Source organism: Myxococcales bacterium, assembly GCA_016703425.1.
GTDB lineage: Bacteria > Myxococcota_A > Polyangia > Polyangiales > Polyangiaceae > JADJCA01.
In genome coordinates, this window is record JADJCA010000002.1 from 490,464 (window position 1) to 509,224 (window position 18,761).

The window sequence follows — 18,761 nt, forward strand, 5'->3', positions numbered from 1 at the left end:
ACGCTCGCGTCACTTCTCGCAGGTGAGCGCGATGGCGGCAAGCTCGAAGCCACGCGCACCGCTCGCCAAGAAGGCCGCCACGCCGCGCCCTTCGCCCGAGAACGCGACCTGCGCCTGACCGGCGTTCATGCCCGACGGCGAGATCGCGAAGGGTGCACCTTGTTGCCCATTTTCGTCGACGACAAGGCCTCGCACTTGGTGGCTCTGGCCTGCGCCTTCCGTCCAAACCACGAAGAATCGGCCGCCGCCGAGGGAGGCTACGCTGGGAGCAATGAACGGCGCGCCAGGGCCACCTTGCGGAGCGAAGGCCTCGGGCGCGCCAAGGGCAGCGCTCGGCGCCGCGCGCCGCATGCGAATGCCCCACGATTGCTCGGGTGTCGCGCGATCGGCCCACATGAGGAGCAGCGCGCCGCCGCTCGTGGCGATGGCCGGCGACCCAACTTGCGGCCCGAGCCCGCGCGTCTCCTGAAGGCCACCGAGCGGCTTCATGCCATTGCCAATGAGGCCGTGAAAGATCATGCCCGACTTGCGAAAGGCCACGACGAAGCCCGCGCCGTCGGGGACCACGCGCACCGCGTCGAGCGTGTCGCCGTCGTAAGGCCACAACGACGTCGCCGCGCCGCCGGCTCGCGGCGCCCACGCGATCTGGCCGGCGCGTACGCCGATCTTGAAGGGATTCGCCGCCGCCACGGTGCGTGTTCCGGCGAGCGCGTCGCCGGCCCGATCGACATCGGCCGCGGCCGCGAGGCGCGTGCGATCCCAGATCGGTGTCACGCGTTTGATGTCGGTCCCGCGGGCCTTGGCGGTCGCGAGGACCGCGAGCGATTGCGCATCGAGCTCGAGGGCGACGCCTTCCTTGGGGCCCGTCGCGAAGCCGACGCCCACGCCGCGGCCAAGGGCGACGGCCTCAACCCCTGCGCCGACGATGGCTTTTGGCGAGAGCGTCTTGGCGGCGCCAACGCTGCGACAAGAGAGCGCCTGCGCCTCGGCGACCTTCGGCGGAGCATCAACCGCGGGCACGGGCGGCGCAGCGGTCGACGCGCTCGGAACAGGTCCCGTCGCGACCGTCGTCGCGCTCGGTGCGCCCCTGACCTTCGCGCGCTTGTCGTCCTTGTCCGACGACACGAGGTTCACGCAGCCGCGGACGAGGAGCCCCAACACCAAGAAGCCCACGAGCGCGGCGAGACCTCCGGTCACGGGCAAGAAGAAGATGGGCTTGCCCTTCTGGATCGGCCGAAGCTGAGGGAAGCGCTCCAAGACCTTCACGAGCCAAGGCGGATGGGGCCGCGCGAAGGCGTCGTCGGGGTGGCTCGTGGCGCTCTCGCTTCGCGGCCGTGCCGCGATGTCGCCGCCGGCCTCCTGCACCTGACGGAGCAAGTCCGCCGGCGGCGGCCCCGGCGACGGAATGGGACTCATGCCGAAGAGCGCCGGATCCATCTCCGGCTCCCGCGACGATTGCGGAGCCGACGCGGCGGCGCGTTTCGGTGCCGTCAGCGGCAAAGGCGGCGTCGACGAGACGCTCGGCACGCGGAGCGGCGTGCCGATGAGCGTGCCAGACGCCGGCCCCGACGTGGCGGTCGCCGCCGAAGGGAGCGGCGGCGGGCGAGAGCTGCCCGTGACGATGGCCTTGAGGCCTGGCGGCGGCGGCTTCGACGGGCGCGCCTTCGAGGACGGGGCCCGCGACGAGGGCGGAAGAACGCGCGGGTCGGTCTCGTCGGAGATGACCATCGAGTCGCTCAGATCTTCGGAGGACTCTTCCTTCTTGCGCGCCACGCCGCCGGCTATTTGCACAGTACCCGTATCGACGGGAGGCGGCCGCGTGACCGCGTTCTTCTCGATGGGGCCGACGCCGGGAGCGACCAGCGGCGGCGCTGCCCCGGAGGCGCGCGGCGGGCGACTCGGCGCGCCCGGCGCGGAGCCGTCGAAGAGGAGCGTCGCGCGCGTAGGGTCGGTCTTCGTGCGATCGGCGGCCGTGGGCATCGGCGGCGTGTGCGCGATGTTGGTGGGGCCCGGCGCCTTCGGCTGCTCACCGATGCGCGGAACACCGAGCATCGTTGGCACCGTGAGGCCCTTGGCCGCGGCCGCGGAGACGGCCTGCGGCTTCGGCGGGGCCGACGCGCCGGCGGCGTCGCGTTGCGTATCGGGCGGCGTCGGGACGGGCGCCTTGGGGAGCTTCGGACTCGAAGGCACAGCGCGCTTCAAGGCCTCCGAGCCGGACATGCGTTGCGAGATCGGCCCGCGCGAGGCGCTCGGTGGGTGGCTCGCGCCCGAAGGCCTCGCGCCGATGGGAGGCAACGGCGGCGTGACGCCGGGACGCGGGGTCAGCGAGCGAGGCGTGGGCGAGCGCGGCGCCGTTGACGTGCCGCTCCCAGCGGCCGCCGGAGGACGCGCCGACGGTGGCGGACCGATGGGGCCTGGCGTCGCTACGCGCACCGGCGCGGGGACGTATTTGGGCGGGGGCGGCGGCTCGGTCCCCTTCCGAAGGGACGACGAAGCGGGCCCTTCAAACGCGCTCTGCGCGGCGACGACGAAGAGCGGCGGCGGCGGAATGTTGGGGACGATGCCGGAGGAGGCGGCGATGGCGCTCGTGGAGAGCTCGGGCACGTCGTGGGCGGGCTTCCAATCGATCCACCCGCTGCGCCACACCGGCGCGTTGGGGGCAATGATCCCGTTCGCGAGCGCTGCCAAGAGCTCGTCGCCTCGGATCGTGCGTTGCTGGCCCTGCGGGTCGGCCCAGCGCCATTCGGTGTCGCCGCTCACTCCGGCGGAGCATATCAACAAATGGGAAAACTAAGGCGTTTGCGCCACCGTCGCGAAACTGACTCGTGCGGCGCCCGCCTCCATGAGCGTCCGCCGCACCTCGTCGAGCGTGGTTCCCGTCGTCCGGACGTCGTCGACGAGCAAGATCGACGCGCCCGCGAGGGCTCGACGAGCGCGAGGTGAGCCGTTTGCGGTGAACACGCCGCGGAGGTTCTCGCGCCGCGCGGCGGCGTCGAGGGAGGCCTGCGTCTCCGTCGCCCGTCTCTTGGCGACCAGCCCCGGCGCGTAGCGCTTGCCAAGGCCCGCCGCCACGACCCGCGCCAGGAGCGCCGCCTGGTTGTAGCCGCGCGAGATGAGACGAGCCGGGTGCAGCGGCACGGGGACGACGAGCTCCGCCGATGCCGCCACGCTCGCCGCGAGGCTCGTCGAACGGAGGCGCGCGAGGACGAGGTGCCCCAGCGGCCTCGCGAGATCCACGCGGCCCCCGAACTTGAGCCGCTGAATGGCGAGGCTCAGCGGCCCGCCGTAGTAGCCAGCTGAAACGCCTGCGCCCATGCCCTCGTCGCCCGCGGGACACGGCTCGACACCGCCAGCGCAGACCCCACAAAAGACCGCCTGACGCGCGAGCGGCGCGTCGCACGCGGCGCAGGCCGGCGGCGCGAGCACCGACAAGGCCCACTCGATCGCGAGATGGAGCATGGAGGTCTCATCGACCAACAGGCTCCGCAAGTTGCGTGGCGCGGAGCGGAATCGACCGCCTCAGCGGCGCACGGTGAGGTCGGCCCAGTCCTCCGACGTCATGGCGAAGGTCACGTGGTCTTCCCAGGTCCCTGCGATCTGCAGATACCTCGCGCTGAGCCCCTCTTCGCGAAACCCCAACTTCTTCACCACGGCGATGCTGGCCGCGTTTCTTGGCATAACGCCCGCTTGCACGCGGTGGAGGCCGAGGGGGCCGAAGGCGAAGCGCAAGACGGCGCCGACGGCCTCCGTCACGAGCCCCTCCCCTTGCCGTTCGACGTCAATCCAGTAGCCCAAGAAGGCGTTCTGAAACGGCCCGCGGATCACCTTGCCCAGCGTGACGCGGCCGACGACGCGGGGCGCCTTCAGGCCCGCCTCGAAGGCGAAGAACGTGTAGCCGTCGTCGCGACGCCAGGAGCGCCGGGCCGCGGCCACGTCTCTCGCGACGAACGCCAACGTGGGCCTCCGGTCCGCGCCGGCCCGGAGCGGCGACCACGGCCTGAGGTGCGCGTCGTTGCGGCGAAGCGACGCCAAGAGCGCGCCGACATCGCTCGTCCGGGGAGGTCGCATCACGAGACGCGCGCTCGTGAGGCTTGTGGCGAGAGACACGACGGGCGCGGGCACGCGAGCGAGCGTACGAGCGGTGGGCCGACGCAAGCAACGAATTCCCGTGCGCCGTTCGCGGCTCAACGCGCTCCAAGCTAGAGCAGCTGCACCGGGTCGACGTCGACGACGGCGCGCACGTCCTTTGAGAGCGTGGAGCGCGCGGCGTCGACGGCGACGAGGACGCGCCGCAAGGCCGCGCGATCGGCGGCGCGCACCATGAGCCGAAACCGAAAGCGCAGGCGTAGGCGCGGGAGCGGCGCCGGCGCGGGCCCCAGAACGTCGACGCCCTTTTCGCCGCTCGCGACGTCGCGGGCGACCGTGGCGAGCGTCTCCGTCGCAGCGAGCGCCAGCGCTTCGTCTTCCGCGTCGACGCGCACCAGCGCGAGCCGCGAATAGGGCGGGTACCGGAGCTCGCGGCGATCGGCGAGCTCGCGTTCGACGAAGCCCTTGGTGTCGTGACGCGCCGCGAACTCGATGGCCGGATGCTCCGGCGCGTACGTTTGCACGAGCACGCGCCCCGGCTTGTCGCCGCGCCCGGCGCGGCCGGCCACTTGCACGAGCAAGTGAAAGGCGCGCTCCGCCGCGCGAAAGTCCGGGATCGACAGCGCCGCGTCGGCGTTGATCGCGCCCACCAGGGTCACGTGCGGAAGATCATGCCCTTTGGTGACCATCTGCGTGCCCACGAGGATGTCGACCTCGCGGCTCCGAACGCGCTCCAAGATGGTGTCGACCGTTCGCCCCGTGGCCACGTCGCGGTCGAGGCGCGCGATGCGCGCCGTGGGGAACGCCAGGCCCAGCGACTCCTCGAGCTTCTCCGTACCGATACCTTCGAGCGACAGGTCCTTCGCGGCGCACTTCTCGCACTGCGACGGGACAGCGCACTCGTAGTCGCAATAGTGGCAGCGGAGCCGCTCACCGCGCTTCTTGTGGAACGTGAGCGCGACCGAGCACGACGGACAAGCCGCCAGGTGACCGCACGCCGTGCAGCGCACGCTCGGGGCAAAGCCGCGCCGGTTGAGGAACAAGATGATCTGCTCGCCTTGCTCGAGGGCCTTCTCGATGGCGCGGTGCAGCGGCAAGCTGATGCGCTTGTCGCCGGTCGGCCCCGCGCCCATCCGGCGGAGATCGACGATCTCGACGGTCGGCATCGCCTGGGCCCGCGCGCGAGCCGGCAAGAGGAGCCGGCGCGCGCGCCCGCCGCGAACGAGGTGTTCGCTCTCGAGCGAAGGCGTCGCGCTCCCGAGGACGCACACGCCACCGGCGCGGTGTGCGCGCAAGATGGCCATGTCGCGCGCGTGGTAGCGAACCCCCTCTTCTTGCTTGAACGACGGATCGTGCTCTTCGTCGACGACCACGAGGCCCAAGTTGCCGACGGGCGCGAAGAGCGCGCTGCGAGCGCCGATGGCGACGTCGACTTCACCGCTCCTCAAGCGACGCCACATGTCGTGGCGCTCGCGCGGCGTGAGCGCCGAGTGCAACACGGCGACGTCATCGCCGAAGCGACCGCGAAAGCGCGCCACGAGCTGCGGCGTCAGCGCGATTTCGGGGACGAGGACGACGGTGCCGAGCTTCCGCTCACGGGCCGCGCGGATGGCTCGGAGGTAGACCTCGGTCTTTCCCGAGCCGGTGACGCCGTCGAGGAGGAAGGTCCTCGTCCCGGACGACGCGGCACCGAGCGCTTCTTCAAGCGCCTGGCCCGCATCCGCTTGCGGCGGCGTGAGCTCGGGCACCGGCTCGGGCCGCGCCTCTTCCGAGAAGAACGGATCCGACGGTGCGTCGCGGGCGTCGAGCCGCACGAGTCCAAGCTCTTCGAGCCGCTTGCACGCGGCGCGGGCGTTCGACCAAGTCTCTTCCAAGCGCGCGATGGATGATTCGCCGGCAGCGCGCAGGTGCGCGAGGATCGCCTTGCCCTGCCCTCGCGTGGCCGCGTCGCTCCCCTCACCTCCGCCGGCCGTGGGCACGACCCACAGGATCTTGCGCGAGGAGAGCCCCTTCTTGTCGGCGAAGAGCATGGGCTCGCGCAGCGCATCGGCGGTTTTTCGGTCGAGCGGTGGGAGGGCGAGCTTGAGCACCTCGCCGAGCGGCGCGAGGTAATAGCTGGCGACCTCTCGCATGAAGCTGAGGAGCTCCGGCGGAACCGTCGGCTGCGCTTTGTCGTCGAGCGTCTCGGCGACGGCGCGAACGCCGGGCGGAGGCTCCCCTTCGCGGAGTCCCAAGGCGACGCCGACGAGACGACGCGAGCCGAAGGGGCAGACGACGCGCATGCCCGAGACGATGCGCTCGGCGAGGGCGGGCGGCACCGAATAGGAGAAGATGCGCGCCAGCGGCACGGGGAGTGCGACGTCGACGAGCAGCACGAGTCAGGGCCCGCGCATGAGGGCGATGACAACGACGACCACGACGATGACGACGAGCGCGACGACGGTGCGAGAAACGCCGGGCTGCTGCTCCCTGGGCTCCGTCGGCAAGAGGCGCGAACTCGAGGTGGCCTCCGGCGGCACCGAGACGCTGGTCCCAGCGATGGATGGCGGTGCGGCGACGGCGACGGGGGCCGGCGGCGGACGGGGCAACTCGACGGGCGGCGGAGGGCGATCTTCCGCGGGCGCGGCGAGGGGCGGCGGCGCAGGGGTCGGTGCCGGTTGCGGAACTACCACCGCGGGCGCCGGCGCCGGCGTCCGCTCGATGGGCCGGAGCTCGACGAGGGGTCCGCGCTGAATGGCGGCGGCGGCGCGCTCGCGCACGCGGCGGTGCTCGAGGGCCTCCTCGCCGAAGGTTGTCGTGAGCCAATCGCCCAACTTGATGGAGCTCGCGAGCTGGCCCGTCTCGATGGCGTAGGCCTCGAGGTCCATGAGCAACGCCTGCGCCGAGGACGGTCGCTGCGCAGGATCTTTGGAGAGTGCACGCTTGCAGATGCTGTGGAGCTTGGCCTCCTCGGGGAGCCCCTTCTTCGGCAGATCGGGGATCTCGGCGCGGCGCGCTTGAGCCAAGAGATCGGCTCGGCCCCCCTCTTCGGCGCGGTACAGCTTGTGCCCTGAGAGCAGCTCCCAAAGGAGGATCCCCGCGGCGAAGACGTCGGCGCGCGCGTCGATGGGCGCGCCTTCCGCCTGCTCCGGGCTCATGTAGCCAGCCTTGCCCTTGATGGCGGCTTCGTCGAGCGATGGCGTCGACGCGAGCACGGCATCGTTGGCGTGGGCGATGCCAAAGTCGCAGACCTTGACGTCGCCGCCGAAGGACACGAGCACGTTCGACGGCGACACGTCGCGATGCACGATGCCGAGTGGCCGACCGTCGTCGTCGGTTCGTCGGTGCGCGTAGTCGAGGCCGCGCAAGGTTCCGCACACGATGGTCAGCGCGAGGTCGAGCGGCAGAGGGATCTTGCGCTTCGTGCAGCGGCGGAGGAGCGCGCCGATGTCAAAGCCCTCCACGTACTCCATCGTGATGAAGAGCCGCCCGTTCTCGCGGCCCAAGTCGAAGACCGTGACGATGTTCGCGTGCGTCAGCCGCGCGGCGAGCTTCGCCTCGTGGATGAGCATCTCGGCGAAGCGCGCGTTCTCGGAGAACTCCGGGAGGATCTCCTTGACGACGAAGAGGCGCGCCGTCCCGAGATCGTTCGTCACGCGCGCAAGGAACAGCTCGGCCATGCCGCCCTTGCCGACGAAGTCGAAGAGCGTGTAGCGGCCGAAGGTGCGCGGGAGGCGACTCAACTCGTCGGATTGCACGGCCACGTCTCGTTCAGCGCTCCGGTTGGGTCGCTACTTTTTCGCCGACGGGGCCGCACCCGGGATCGGGATCGTCGGGAAGCCGCTCGGCAAAGCCGTCGGCAGCACGGTCGGAAGCGTCGTCGGGAAGCCGCTCGGGAGCGCCGTCGGGAAGCCGCTGGGCAGCGCCGTTGGAATCGCGAAGGTCGGCGCTGTCGTGGGGGCAACGCCCGCGTCGCTAACCGCAACCACCGCAACGCCGCCGTCGGCCGTCTTCACGGTGGTTGTCGTCGGACGGACCGGCACCGGAGGCGCACCCGTCAGCGTGGGCACCGGCGTCGGCGCGACCGTGGGCGCGACCGTCACCGCGGTAGCCGGCGTCGCCGTGGTCGCGACGGCGGTGGGCTGAAGGCCCGCCGCGTCGGGCTCGCCGCCGCGCTTATCGCACGCCGGTAGCGCCGCCAGCGCGAGGCCAAAGGTCAGCGAAACACCGAGTGACCCAGAAAACCGTGCACGCGGGGGGGTAGCGCTCATGGGGCCCTACCTTATCGCAAAGACACTCCGAAGGGCTTGCCCATGAACCGCACCGCCGATGAGCGCCGAGGCGCGCCACCCGTGTTATGCCCTCTCGCGAAACGCGGGCGAGGTACGAAGCGATGAGCGGCCACGACAAGGGCAAAGGCAAGGGCGGCGCGCCCGACGTCGGGTCCGACGGCGGGTCCGGCGCCGCCCCGGCAGCTTCGCCGAAGCGCCCCGACGCTCCCCCAACATCGCGCTTCGGGCGCCTCGCGCGCCTCGGCGCACTGGCCCCGCGCGCGCTGCCGCTCGCCACGGTGGCCGTCAAGCGTGCCCTCGGCCGCGCGCCTTCGCCGGAAGAAGAAGCGCGCGATCAGGAGCGCATCCTCCGCACGGCGAAGCAGACGGCGAGCGCCATGCTCAAGACGCTCGGAGAGATGAAGGGGTTGCCGCTCAAGCTGGGCCAGATGGCCTCGTACATCGACGGGCTCGCGCCACCCGGCTACGAGGCTCGCTTCCAGGAAATCTTGTCGGAGCTTCAGTCCAAGGCGCCGCCGCTCTCGAGCGAGGCCGCGCGGCGCGTGATCACAGCCGAGCTCGACGGTTCACCGGAGGAGCTCTTCCAGTCGTTCGAAAGCGAGCCCTTCGCCGCCGCGAGCATTGGGCAGGTGCACCGCGCCAAAACGCGCGGAGGCGAGGCCGTCGCCGTCAAGGTTCAATACCCGGGCATCGACAAGGCCATCGAGAACGACCTCAAGAGTCTGTCCACGCTCGAGAGCATGGTCGCGCCCATCGGCCGCCGCTACGGCACCAAAGAGACGACGCGCGAGATCGCCAGCGTCTTTCTCTCGGAGCTCGACTACGGCCACGAAGCGGAGATGACCGATGCGTTTCGACGCATCCACGAGCGCGACGCCGACATCGTCATTCCTCGGGTTCACCATGGCCTCACGACGCGCCGCGTCCTCACCACGGATCTGATGGGCGGGACCGACTACGCGACCTTCGTCGACGAAGCGAGCCGCGCTGACAAAGACGCTGCCGGCGCGACCATCTGGCGGTTCATGTTCCGGTCTCTTTTTGGCCACGGCGTGCTCTACGCCGATCCGCACCCCGGCAACTACCGCTTCCTCGGCGGCGGGCGCGTCGCGTTCCTCGACTTCGGTTGCACCAAGCGCGTGCCCGACGAGCTCGTGCGCGGCATGAAACGCTACGTCCGCGCCGCGCAGCTCGAGGATTGGCCGGCTTTCGACAAGGCGTGTGTCGAGGTCCTCGGTTACGACCCCGATGACGCGGAGGGCTGGGCGCTCTACCGCGCGTACACGTTGCTCGTGCTTACGCCGTTTACGACCAAGGGACCGTTTCGTTTTACGAAGCCCTTCGCCCGCGAGTCGGTGGCGTTCTTGGTGAGGAACACGAAGAAGCTCGTCCACAAGGAGGGCGCGTCCTTGCCGCAGTTGCCCAAGCCGATCCACATGCCCACGGATTTCACCTTCGTGAATCGGCTCCAATGGGGCCTCTCAAGCGTGCTCGCGGGCCTCGAAGCCGAGGCCGACTACCGCGCCATCACGGATGAGTGGATGGACTGAGGGCGGTCCGGGCGACGCTTGGGACCCGGCGTGCCGCCCTAGAACGGCGTGCTACGTTACGTGTCATGGCTCGGGTCAATCTGACACTCGACGATGACACGAAGTCGTGGCTCGATAGGCACGCGAAGCCGGACCGCCGTGCCGCCCTCGCACGCACGTTGATCCGGGAGGCCATCGACCGGAGAGAAGCGCTCGCGCGGCGCAAGAAGTTGGCAGCCGACTACGCGGCAGGCCGGGCCGACAGCCGGGGGCTGCTCGAGGACTTCGAGGCTGGTTCGTTGGAGGTTCTGGGCCTTGAAGAAGACGACTAGTCGGCGTCACGAGGGCGCGCGCCCGGCGGCGATAAGGCGCGGCGACGTCATTTGGGTCGACTGCGATCCGTCCGTCGGCGTCGAGCCGAAGAAGGTGCGGACGTGTGTGGTGGTCTCGAACGACATCGCCAACGAACACGGCGCTGCGGTTACCGTCGTGCCGACCCAGCAATACACCGCGGAGCGGGCCGCGCGGGCGTACATGGTCGATCTACGCGCGCCCCGCTCCACGCTGACGGAGCCGCGCGTGGCGAACGCGTCGATGGTCATGACGTTCGATCGTCGTCGAATCGTGCGGCGCGCTGGGCGCATTGGGGTCGACGCAGCGCGGGCCCTCGATGGAGCGCTCGCGATGCATCTCGGCCTGGACGGGGCAGGAGTCGTGAAGCGGTGATGGTCTCTTCGAGCCAAGCCTTGTCGATGGTCCGTCTCCGTGCTGCGCCCGAGTGCACGTACGTCCGTTCCTCCGATCCTGGCGCGCGGGATTCGGTTTCTGGCACGCGAAGCGCCGGCCGCGTTTCGTCCCCCTGCGTCGATTCATCGGACGGATGCCTTGGCTCGCCTAGACTTCACACGTGGCCACGAGCATCCAAGAGCGGCTCTATCCGCAGCTGACCTGCTTTGGCTGTGGGCACGCGAACCCGCGCGGGTTCCACCTTCGTTCCTTCAAGGGCGAAGGAGACGTCGTCGGAGCCTTTCGACCGTGGCCCGAGCACGACAACGGCTTCGGCTTCTTGAACGGCGGCATCATCACCACCGTGCTCGATTGCCATACCGCAGCCGCTGTGTTGCTCGAGTCGCACGAACGCGGCATGCGTGACCCGGATGGCGCGCCGGCCATCTTCCTCACCGCCGGCTTCGAAGTCCGCTTTCTCAGGCCGACGCCGCGCGATGGTGAGGTCACGCTCGCCGCGCGCTTGGTCGAGGCAGGGCTACGACGCGATGACGTGCGACGCCGAGCTCTCCGCCGACGGCAAGGTTCGCGCGACGATGCGCGCGAGCTGGAAGCGGTTTCGCCGCCGCAGTTGACCCACGCTACTTCCTGGAGTGGGAAATGTGGCCGGACGCGCTCGAGCGCGACGGAGACGACGCCGTCGCCTCTATCGGCTCTGAGCGAGGCGGCGCAGGTCGGCGGCGCATAGGCCGTCCAACCCCGCGCGCTTTTCTACGGGTTGCTTCCTGCGGAAGGCGAGATCCTGAGTGGCCGTGAAGCATCCGTGCTTGGCGGCTTCAACCTGAGGCATGCACATGTAGCTCCTGAGAGCTTCGCAATTCGCAAGCGACGCGCTCACGATGGTCGGCGGTGGCGGCGTGGGCAGAGGCGTCGGCGCCGGAGGATTGGTCCCCTTCGCTTCCGTCGCCTTCGCTTCCGACGCCGCGAGGCCGCCACCTGCCCCGCCCTGCGTACTGTTCTTCTTGTGCTCCGCCTCGTCTTTCTTGTGCTCCGCCTCGTTCGTCTTGGGGTCTTGGTTCGCTTCGACGCTCTCGTTGGGGGCGACGACCACAACCTTCGTGTCCTTCTCCGCGCGCGTCGTGGTTTTCGCCGCTAGCGGCGTAGCGGCCCGGGCGGCAGGGCGCGTCTGTTTTTGCGCCATGGGGTCCGCGACGGGCAAGGGGACCGCAGGCGAAGGCTGCGTCGCCGCCGCGGTCGCGGTCGCGACGGCAGGACTCTGCTGCGGCGTGGATTGCACGGCGACGGGCGCCTCGAGGTTGGCACCGGAGCGCACGAACAGCACGAGGGCGAGGCCGCCGCTCGCGAGGAGCGTGGCGCCCGTCATGGCGCCGATGAGCATCGCCGGAAGGCGCTTTCGCTCGGTCGGCGGCGCTGGCTGAGGCGTCGCCGGAGCTGCCGAATACGGCGGGGGCTGCATCGGCGGGCCATAGCTGGGAGCGCCCGACTGCGCGTGATTCACCATCGTCGTCGGCGCGTAGGCCACGTGCGAATGCGACGGTACTGGCTCCGGCGTGACGACGTTGCGCGTCCCCGACGCGTGCACGTAGCTGGTCGCTTGGTTCGCGATGAGCTGGGCCGACTCTGGCGACATCGCCTCGATGACCGCGTGCGCAAACTCCGCGGCCGACTGCGGCCGCTCGCCGGGGCTCACCGCCAGCGCGCGCATCAGCGTAGACGAGAGCCGCGCTGGCAGAACGACGCCGCGAGCCGACGGAGGCGCCGGCTTCATGCGCTCGGTGGGATCGTCAAAGCGCAGCCAGGGCAGCGCGCCCACGAGCGTCACGTAGAGCACGACGCCAAGCTCGTAGATGTCGGTTGCGGCCGTAGCGGGGGCCCCGAAGAAGCGCTCTGGCGCCATGTACGCGGGCGTTCCTCGGATGAGGCCCGCGTGCGTCGTCGTCGAGGGCGACGCGTTCGCGTCGCGCGCGATGCCCAGGTCGAGCAGGAGGGCCTGCCGATCGCCCTCCGTCACGAAGATGTTCTCGGGCTTCACGTCGCGATGCACGAGGCCCTCGCGATGGAGCGCCTGGAGCGCCTCGGCGAGCTGCTCGAACAGATGAAGCGCGACGTCGAAGCGCATGGGCGCGCGACGGAGCCTTTCGGCCAGCGACTCGCCGCCGTAGCAAGGCATCGCGATGAAAGGGAGGCCGTTCGGAAGGACGCCCGAGTCGACCACCTCGACGAGCGCCGGGTGCCGAACGCGGCGAAGGCGGACCGCCTCCTCAAGGAAGCGACCGCGCTCCCGATCGCTGAGTGAAAGCTCGGGCCGGAGCACCTTGAGCGCCAACATGCGCCCGTGTGCGTCTTGCACCCTGTAGACAATCCCGGTGGCGCCTTCGTCGAGGCCGCCCAGCACCTGATAGGGCCCGATCATGTCGGGCAGTGGGTTGGCCGCCTGCACCACGCCGCGGATGCTACCAGCGTTTGCATTGAACGGGACCGATGCCATTGGATTGTTTGACGAACGTCCGGAACAAAGGGTTCCTTGCACTTGGCCCTTTTTCTACCCAACTCCTGACTTGGCCGTGCGACCGGGACTGCCCACGCACCACACTCCACGACGGTCGCCTGCGCTCCCCGTAAACGTGCCCGTGCCCGTGGACGACGTCCTTCTTCGCCTCTCACAGGGCCGGATGACCGTCGACGCGCAGTTGGAAGAGAAAATACGGCGGCATGCACGCGCCGCGTCCTTTGCCTCCGAACACCGACGGCGCGCCCGCGCAGATGTAGTCCTCGCGGCAGGGGTTCGCGGCGTCGCAGCCACGGACCCCGGAGGGGTTCGTGTTGGCCGCGATGCACGCCTCAAAGGGCTCGCTGCGCGCCAGACACGCGTTGAACGAAGTCAGAATGGGAATGCCCGCGCAGACTCCGTTCGGATCGCTCGCGAGCGACGAGCAGGCGACGGCGCACAGTCCACCGGGGAAACCGACGAGGTTTGACCCGCAGCCCGCACCAGGGCCACACGCCTTCCGCTCCATGGTGCCGCGATCACGCATTCCGTCGGCGTTCGGCTCCACGATCATCGACTCGCAGGGATCGCCTGCGGCCGACGTGCTTGGGAGGCACGTTCCCAAGAGGGTGTCCTCACCGCGCGCGCGATCGCCGCGCTGGCAGGTGAGGCCGTCGTCGCAGGTCCACCGCGCAAAGCCGCGATCACCGAGGCCACACCTCGCACCGTAGTGGCCCCTCTCGGCGAGACCACGCTCCGGTGAGGGATGGGCGCCAAAAGCGCGCCCCTCGGCCACTGCCTCCATCCCAGCCGCGCGGCGACCCCGCTCCGCGAGCAAGTGCGGCGATAGTGGGACCGCGATGGAGTTGGCGCCGGCCACGCGATCTTCGCCGAGCAAGTGAAAGCCAGCGACGCTCCTCGATTGGTGGCAACCGGCGCACGTGAGCTGGTCGAGGCGCCGGACGAGCGCCTCGGGTGATGCGATGTTGGCGCGGCCCGCGAGGTCGAGATCGCTCAGCCGCTTCGGGTCGAGCACCTGCCGGAAGGGGCGGTTGACCAGCCGCGCGAGGCCGCGCGGACTCACCGAAACGCTCTTCTTGGCGGCCCAAAGGTCGGGAAAGCGGACGGTTCCGAAATCAATGGCATCGAGGTTCCCCCGCACGAAGCGCTCGAGCTCGGCGACCTTCGCCGGCGTCTTGAAGAGCGAGACGTCCAGCGTGTTCTCGAGCGGGACGGGCACTAGCGCGTCGCCTTTCGTCTCAAAAACGCGCATCGCGTATTCGGCATGACCGGCCAGGTCGGGACGCGTCGTCGAAGGCCAACGCACGATCTGCACGTTTGCCTCAACGGCCTTGAATCGCGTTCGAAGGTCCGGAAGGCCGCCGAAGGGCCCTCGCTCCGACAGGAGCCACGCGGCCGTCACACCGTCGCTCGGAACACGCGCAAGCGCGGCCACCTTCGCGCAGTCGGTGGCTGTGGCTTCGATCTTCGTCGTCGCCGGCGGCCTCAGCCAATACGTCACGGCGAGCGTGGCCGGCAGGCGCGATGCGATGTCAATGGCGCCGTCCTTGGTCGCTTGCTTGGTCGCGTACGCGAGGCGGTAGATGAAGCGCGCTTCGCCGCACGTTCCCGGACGCACGTGGCCTCGGTCCAAGCGGTGCGTCACGCCCACGAGCTCGAAGCGCGCGCGCTTGGATCGAAGCGCGGCGACGTCGAGGAGGCGATGCGCCTTGGCCATGCCCACGCCCGCCGCTGGATCGCGCCGCGCGACATCACGCACATCTTCGTCAAAGACGCGCAACATCGAGGCGTAGCGAGGCTTGGCGGCGAGCTCGTCGTTGGCAAGAGCCGACGGCGCCCCCTCCAAGAGCGCCGCGAACGACGCGCCCCTCGCCTCGAGGTCGGCCATCAGCGCGGCGTCGGTGGCGAGGACGAACATCGGGCCCGGCGACGGAGCGACGACGCCGGCGTCTTTGGCCACGGCCGCGGCAGCGTTCTCGTGTGCCACGGCCTTGGAAGGCGCCGGGGGCGTCGAGGGCCCCACTCTTGGCTCTTGCGCTCCACACTGGGAAGCGAGCGATACGAGGAGCGAGGACAGGGCGAGGAGTCGCATGGCGAGGATCCTACGATCACGCGCCCGAAGTTCGTCGTACCATTCCGCCGTGTCTGCACACCCGGTCGCCCGGCTCACCCCGCTCCGTCGCGTCGCCCAGCGCGGCAATCGGAACGCGGAGAGCGCGCTCGTCTGCGGCGACAACCTCGACGTCATGGCGCGCCTCGGCCTATCGCACCGGGGTCGCTTTCGCCTCGCTTACGTCGATCCGCCTTACAACACGGGGCGCACCTTCAAGGAGTACAAGGACGCGCGGGCGCCCGAAGAGTGGCGCGCGATGATGCGCGTCCGCCTCGAGCTCCTCTCGCCGCTCATGGCGGAGGCCGGCACCGTCGTCGCTGAGATCGACGACACCGAGCTCGGGGCGCTGATCGCCCTTTTCGACGACGTCTTCGGCCGCGACAACCGCGTCAGCATCGTGACCGTCGTAAGGAGCGCCGCCACCGGCCACAAGGCCATCAATCGCGGCCCGGTGAACGTCGCCGACTACCTGCTCGTTTACGCGAAGGACAAGCGGCGCTTTCGCCCCAACGCTGGATACCGTCGCCGCGATCGCGATCCGGCCTACGGCACCGTCATCGCCGACCGCGCGGCGCCGCCCGAAACCTACACGTTTCAGCCGCTCGGCCGCGCCGTCGCCGAGGCCATGGGCTACCCCTCTCGCCTCGCGGCGACGCGGGCCCTTGGACGCGACGTCTTCGCCGCGCGCGTCGACCGGTTTTGCCTCGACGAGCCAGAGCGCGTCGTGCGATTCGCGCAGCCTCGCTACGAAGCCGTAAGCCAGGAGGCACGCGCGCTCATCGATCGTTCGCGCCTCGAGCCGAGCCGCGTCTTCGTGCTCCAGCGCGAAGGGTTCCGGCCGCTCATCTTGCGCGGAGGCAACCGGCTGCTCTTCCTCTCCGACAAGGTCAAAGACCACGAGGGCGAACGCTGCTTCGTCGAGCCGCTCACCAACGTATGGGACGACATCCCCTTCCAGGGTCTCGCGCGCGAAGGCGGCGTCACCTTCTCACGCAACAAGAAGCCAGAGCGACTCTTGGCGCGCATCGTTCAGCTCTTTAGCGATGTCGGCGACTGGGTCTTGGACCCCTTCCTTGGAAGCGGCACGACGGCTGCCGTCGCAGAGAAGCTCGGCCGCAAGTACGTGGGCATCGAGGGGTCACAAGCCGTCTTCGACGAGCTTTGCGTGCCCCGCCTGGAGCGCGTCATCGCGGGCAAGGACGCGGCCGGCATTCGAAAGGTCGTCGGCCAGGGCGAGGCCAAAAGCGCGAGAGGAGGCTTCGGCATCTATGCTTGACCGCGCGCGCCGCCGCCCTTCCGCCGGCCTATCCCTCAGCCTCGCGATCGCCCTGACCTTCGTCGCTTGCGAACAGCGTCCCGCGGCGACACCCGGCGCGGTCGACGCTCAGGTGGCCATCGCCAGCGGGCCGCTCGACGCCAGCGCGCCCCCCGCGTGGGCCGAGCTCGTGCGCCAAGAGCGCTACGCCGAGGCCGCCAAGGCCATCGATGCGTTGACAGAGGCGGCGCGACAGCAGCCGGAGCTTCGGTACCTCCGCGCGCGCGTCGCGCTCGAGCTCGGCGACGGTACGTTGGCCCATCGTCTGTTGGACGGCCTCGAGGCAGCCCTGCCTCTTCTCGCGGAAGACGTGCTCGATCGACGCGCCGATGCGGCCATGGCGAAGGGACGCTTCGCAGAGGCCGGCGAACGGTACGCGTCGAAGGCGAGCTTGTCGCAACAACTGAAGGCCTCGCGCGCCTTTGAGCGCGCGCTCGACGCGGCGCGCGCCCGCAGCGCCGCGGACCGCGTCGTCGCAGGAAAGACACCGCGACGCGACGAGGCAGAAGCGCGCGCGAGGCGCCTCCGGCTCGGCGGTCGCTCGGTCCGCGAAGACATCGACGACGCACGTTGGCTCGCCGTTGAAGGCGCCGACCTCCCGGAGGCCGAAGGCGCCTTGGCGCGCCTCGCGGCCCTTGAGCCGACCAAGCCCCTCGACATCACCGAGCAGACGCGCCGCGCCCGGGTCCTCGGCGACGCGGGGCGCGTCGACGACGCCATCAAGGCCGTGGAAGAGATGCCGCAGGCCGCGGGCCCGCTGGCGCAACTGGAACGCCTCAAGCTCCGCGCCGAGATCTTCTACAAATCGCGAAGCCACGCGCGCGAGGCCGCTCGGGCCTACGACGAGTGTGTGAAGTTCGCCGGCCCGCGGGCCGTGGAAGAGTCCTTCAAGGCGGCGCGCGCCCTCTCGCGCGCGGACCGCGACGACGAAGCCATCGAGCGCTTCCTTCATTTGGCGCGGCGGGCGCCGACGTCTCCTTGGGGAGAAGAGGCGCTCTTTCTCGCCGCGCGACTCGAGCTTCTCCATGGTCGTTCACCAAAGGCGGCGCGCCTCTTCGACGAGCACAAGAAGGCGCACGGCGACAAGCGCAAGGAGGCGACGAGACTGCGCGCGCTCTCGTACCTGTTGGCCGGGTACCACAGCCAAGCGATCCAACTGTTCGAGCAGCTCAGCGACGACGACCGCGAACCGCTTGCGGCGGCGCGTGCCCGAACGATGGCGGCGCTGGCGGCGCAACGCGCCGGCGACCGAACGCTCGCGGTCGCGCGTTGGACCGACGTGGCGCGCTCACGCCCACTCTCGTGGCCGGCCCTCGTGGCGCGGGCGCGGCTCGCCGAAATGAAGGCGGCGGTGCCCGCGTCCTTCGAGCCGGCCCCCACCGTTGACACGGCGCCTGCGGATCCGATTCGCGTCAATCTCCCGCCCCCCGTCGATCTCTTGCATCGCCTCGGGCTCGACGACGACGCGGAAGCGGCGCTGCGTGAGCGCGAGTCGGCGGTCACGGCCGCCGCGCCGGGCCGTTCGACGGAGGCGCTGTGCGCCGCGTACGGCGCGCTCGGTCGCGGGCGACGTCGCTACCAGGTGGCGCAGCAGATCCCTCAAAGCGCCCTCTTCGCAGCCCCCACGCCGCGCGCCCGCTGGACTTGGCAATGCGCGTATCCAGCGCCGTGGCTCGACGATGTGAGCGCAAACGAAGCGACCTTCAAATTGCCCGAGGGGCTCGTTCACGCCGTGATGCGGCAAGAGAGCGGGTTTGACCCCGACGCCGTCTCGCCCGCTCGCGCCGTCGGGCTCATGCAGCTCATGCCGGACACGGCACGCAGCGTTGCCGCCGCGGAGACCAACCTGTCCTTCGAAGAAAGCCAGCTCACGCAGCCGAGCCTGAACGTCAAGCTCGGGGCCCGCTACATGAAGACGTTGCTCGAACGGTTCCACGACAACGTGCCGCTCGCGGTGGCGGGATACAACGGCGGCCCCGACAACGTGGCCAAGTGGGCCGCGCGGCTTCCGACGGTACCGCTCGATGTCTTCGTGGAGCAGATCCCGTACGCCGAGACGCGAGGCTACGTGGTCCGCGTCCTCGGAAATCTCGCGCGCTATGCCTACTTGCGCGGCGGGGACGACGCGCTGCCGAAGCTCGTCCTGGCCCCCCTCGAGCCCAAGTAGGGCACTCGAAAAGGCCGTCGTCTC

The 18,761-nt window shown here is 70.0% G+C and carries 13 protein-coding genes and 1 pseudogene; 6 read left to right on the forward strand and 8 right to left on the reverse strand.

What is annotated here, in order from left to right; translation table 11 throughout:
* Positions 1–9: 9 nt before the first annotated feature.
* The 6 genes from IPG50_08395 to IPG50_08420 all read right to left on the reverse strand — a co-directional run bounded on the left by IPG50_08395 (position 10) and on the right by IPG50_08420 (position 8,336).
* Positions 10–2,760: a DUF4339 domain-containing protein gene (locus tag IPG50_08395; protein MBK6692211.1), complete on the reverse strand. Its 2,751-nt coding sequence runs from the start codon at positions 2,758–2,760 to the stop codon at positions 10–12.
* 30 nt (positions 2,761–2,790) lie between these two features.
* Positions 2,791–3,459, reverse strand: a complete 669-nt coding sequence (locus tag IPG50_08400) for a ComF family protein (GenBank protein MBK6692212.1) — start codon at positions 3,457–3,459, stop codon at positions 2,791–2,793.
* A gap of 60 nt (positions 3,460–3,519) precedes the next feature.
* On the reverse strand, positions 3,520–4,122 hold the full coding sequence (locus IPG50_08405; protein ID MBK6692213.1) for a GNAT family N-acetyltransferase: 603 nt from the start codon (positions 4,120–4,122) through the stop codon (positions 3,520–3,522).
* Between the two features lie 77 nt (positions 4,123–4,199).
* Positions 4,200–6,461 (reverse strand): primosomal protein N', encoded by a 2,262-nt coding sequence (gene priA / locus IPG50_08410; protein MBK6692214.1) that lies wholly within the window; start codon positions 6,459–6,461, stop codon positions 4,200–4,202.
* A 3-nt stretch (positions 6,462–6,464) separates the two neighbouring features.
* Positions 6,465–7,823, reverse strand: coding sequence for a serine/threonine protein kinase (locus IPG50_08415; protein ID MBK6692215.1), 1,359 nt, complete (start codon positions 7,821–7,823; stop codon positions 6,465–6,467).
* Positions 7,824–7,856: 33 nt separating this feature from the next.
* Positions 7,857–8,336, reverse strand: a complete 480-nt coding sequence (locus tag IPG50_08420) for a hypothetical protein (GenBank protein MBK6692216.1) — start codon at positions 8,334–8,336, stop codon at positions 7,857–7,859.
* A gap of 122 nt (positions 8,337–8,458) precedes the next feature.
* On the opposite strand from IPG50_08420, the gene IPG50_08425 reads away from it, so the two are divergent.
* From IPG50_08425 to IPG50_08440, 4 genes and pseudogenes are all read left to right on the forward strand, one after another.
* A complete protein-coding gene (locus IPG50_08425; GenBank protein ID MBK6692217.1) occupies positions 8,459–9,907 on the forward strand; it encodes an AarF/ABC1/UbiB kinase family protein in 1,449 nt (482 codons plus the stop codon).
* 65 nt (positions 9,908–9,972) lie between these two features.
* A complete protein-coding gene (locus tag IPG50_08430) occupies positions 9,973–10,218 on the forward strand; it encodes a hypothetical protein (protein ID MBK6692218.1) in 246 nt (81 codons plus the stop codon).
* A complete protein-coding gene (locus IPG50_08435) occupies positions 10,202–10,612 on the forward strand; it encodes a type II toxin-antitoxin system PemK/MazF family toxin (protein MBK6692219.1) in 411 nt (136 codons plus the stop codon). The genes IPG50_08430 and IPG50_08435 overlap by 17 nt, the downstream gene beginning before the upstream one ends.
* A gap of 181 nt (positions 10,613–10,793) precedes the next feature.
* A pseudogene (locus IPG50_08440) lies at positions 10,794–11,247 on the forward strand (PaaI family thioesterase).
* A 71-nt stretch (positions 11,248–11,318) separates the two neighbouring features.
* On the opposite strand, the gene IPG50_08445 reads toward IPG50_08440, so the two are convergent.
* On the reverse strand, positions 11,319–13,076 hold the full coding sequence (locus tag IPG50_08445) for a serine/threonine protein kinase (protein MBK6692220.1): 1,758 nt from the start codon (positions 13,074–13,076) through the stop codon (positions 11,319–11,321).
* 217 nt (positions 13,077–13,293) lie between these two features.
* Entirely contained in the window at positions 13,294–15,234 is a 1,941-nt protein-coding gene (locus IPG50_08450; GenBank protein ID MBK6692221.1) for a hypothetical protein, read from the reverse strand.
* 49 nt (positions 15,235–15,283) lie between these two features.
* Between IPG50_08450 and IPG50_08455 the strand changes: the two genes are divergently transcribed.
* Positions 15,284–16,531 (forward strand): site-specific DNA-methyltransferase, encoded by a 1,248-nt coding sequence (locus tag IPG50_08455; protein ID MBK6692222.1) that lies wholly within the window; start codon positions 15,284–15,286, stop codon positions 16,529–16,531.
* Complete coding sequence (locus IPG50_08460) at positions 16,524–18,737, forward strand: transglycosylase SLT domain-containing protein (protein ID MBK6692223.1); 2,214 nt, start codon at positions 16,524–16,526, stop codon at positions 18,735–18,737. Before IPG50_08455 ends, IPG50_08460 begins: the two co-directional genes overlap by 8 nt.
* Positions 18,738–18,761: the final 24 nt, after the last annotated feature.

Excerpts from the sequence above, each read along its gene's own strand:
- IPG50_08400 (MBK6692212.1), bottom strand. The coding sequence starts at position 3,459 with ATGCTCCATCTCGCGATCGAGTGGGCCTTGTCGGTGCTCGCGCCGCCG.
- IPG50_08420 (MBK6692216.1), bottom strand. The coding sequence starts at position 8,336 with ATGAGCGCTACCCCCCCGCGTGCACGGTTTTCTGGGTCACTCGGTGTT.
- IPG50_08425 (MBK6692217.1), top strand. The coding sequence starts at position 8,459 with ATGAGCGGCCACGACAAGGGCAAAGGCAAGGGCGGCGCGCCCGACGTC.
- IPG50_08430 (MBK6692218.1), top strand. The coding sequence starts at position 9,973 with ATGGCTCGGGTCAATCTGACACTCGACGATGACACGAAGTCGTGGCTC.
- IPG50_08450 (MBK6692221.1), bottom strand. The coding sequence starts at position 15,234 with ATGCGACTCCTCGCCCTGTCCTCGCTCCTCGTATCGCTCGCTTCCCAG.
- IPG50_08460 (MBK6692223.1), top strand. The coding sequence starts at position 16,524 with ATGCTTGACCGCGCGCGCCGCCGCCCTTCCGCCGGCCTATCCCTCAGC.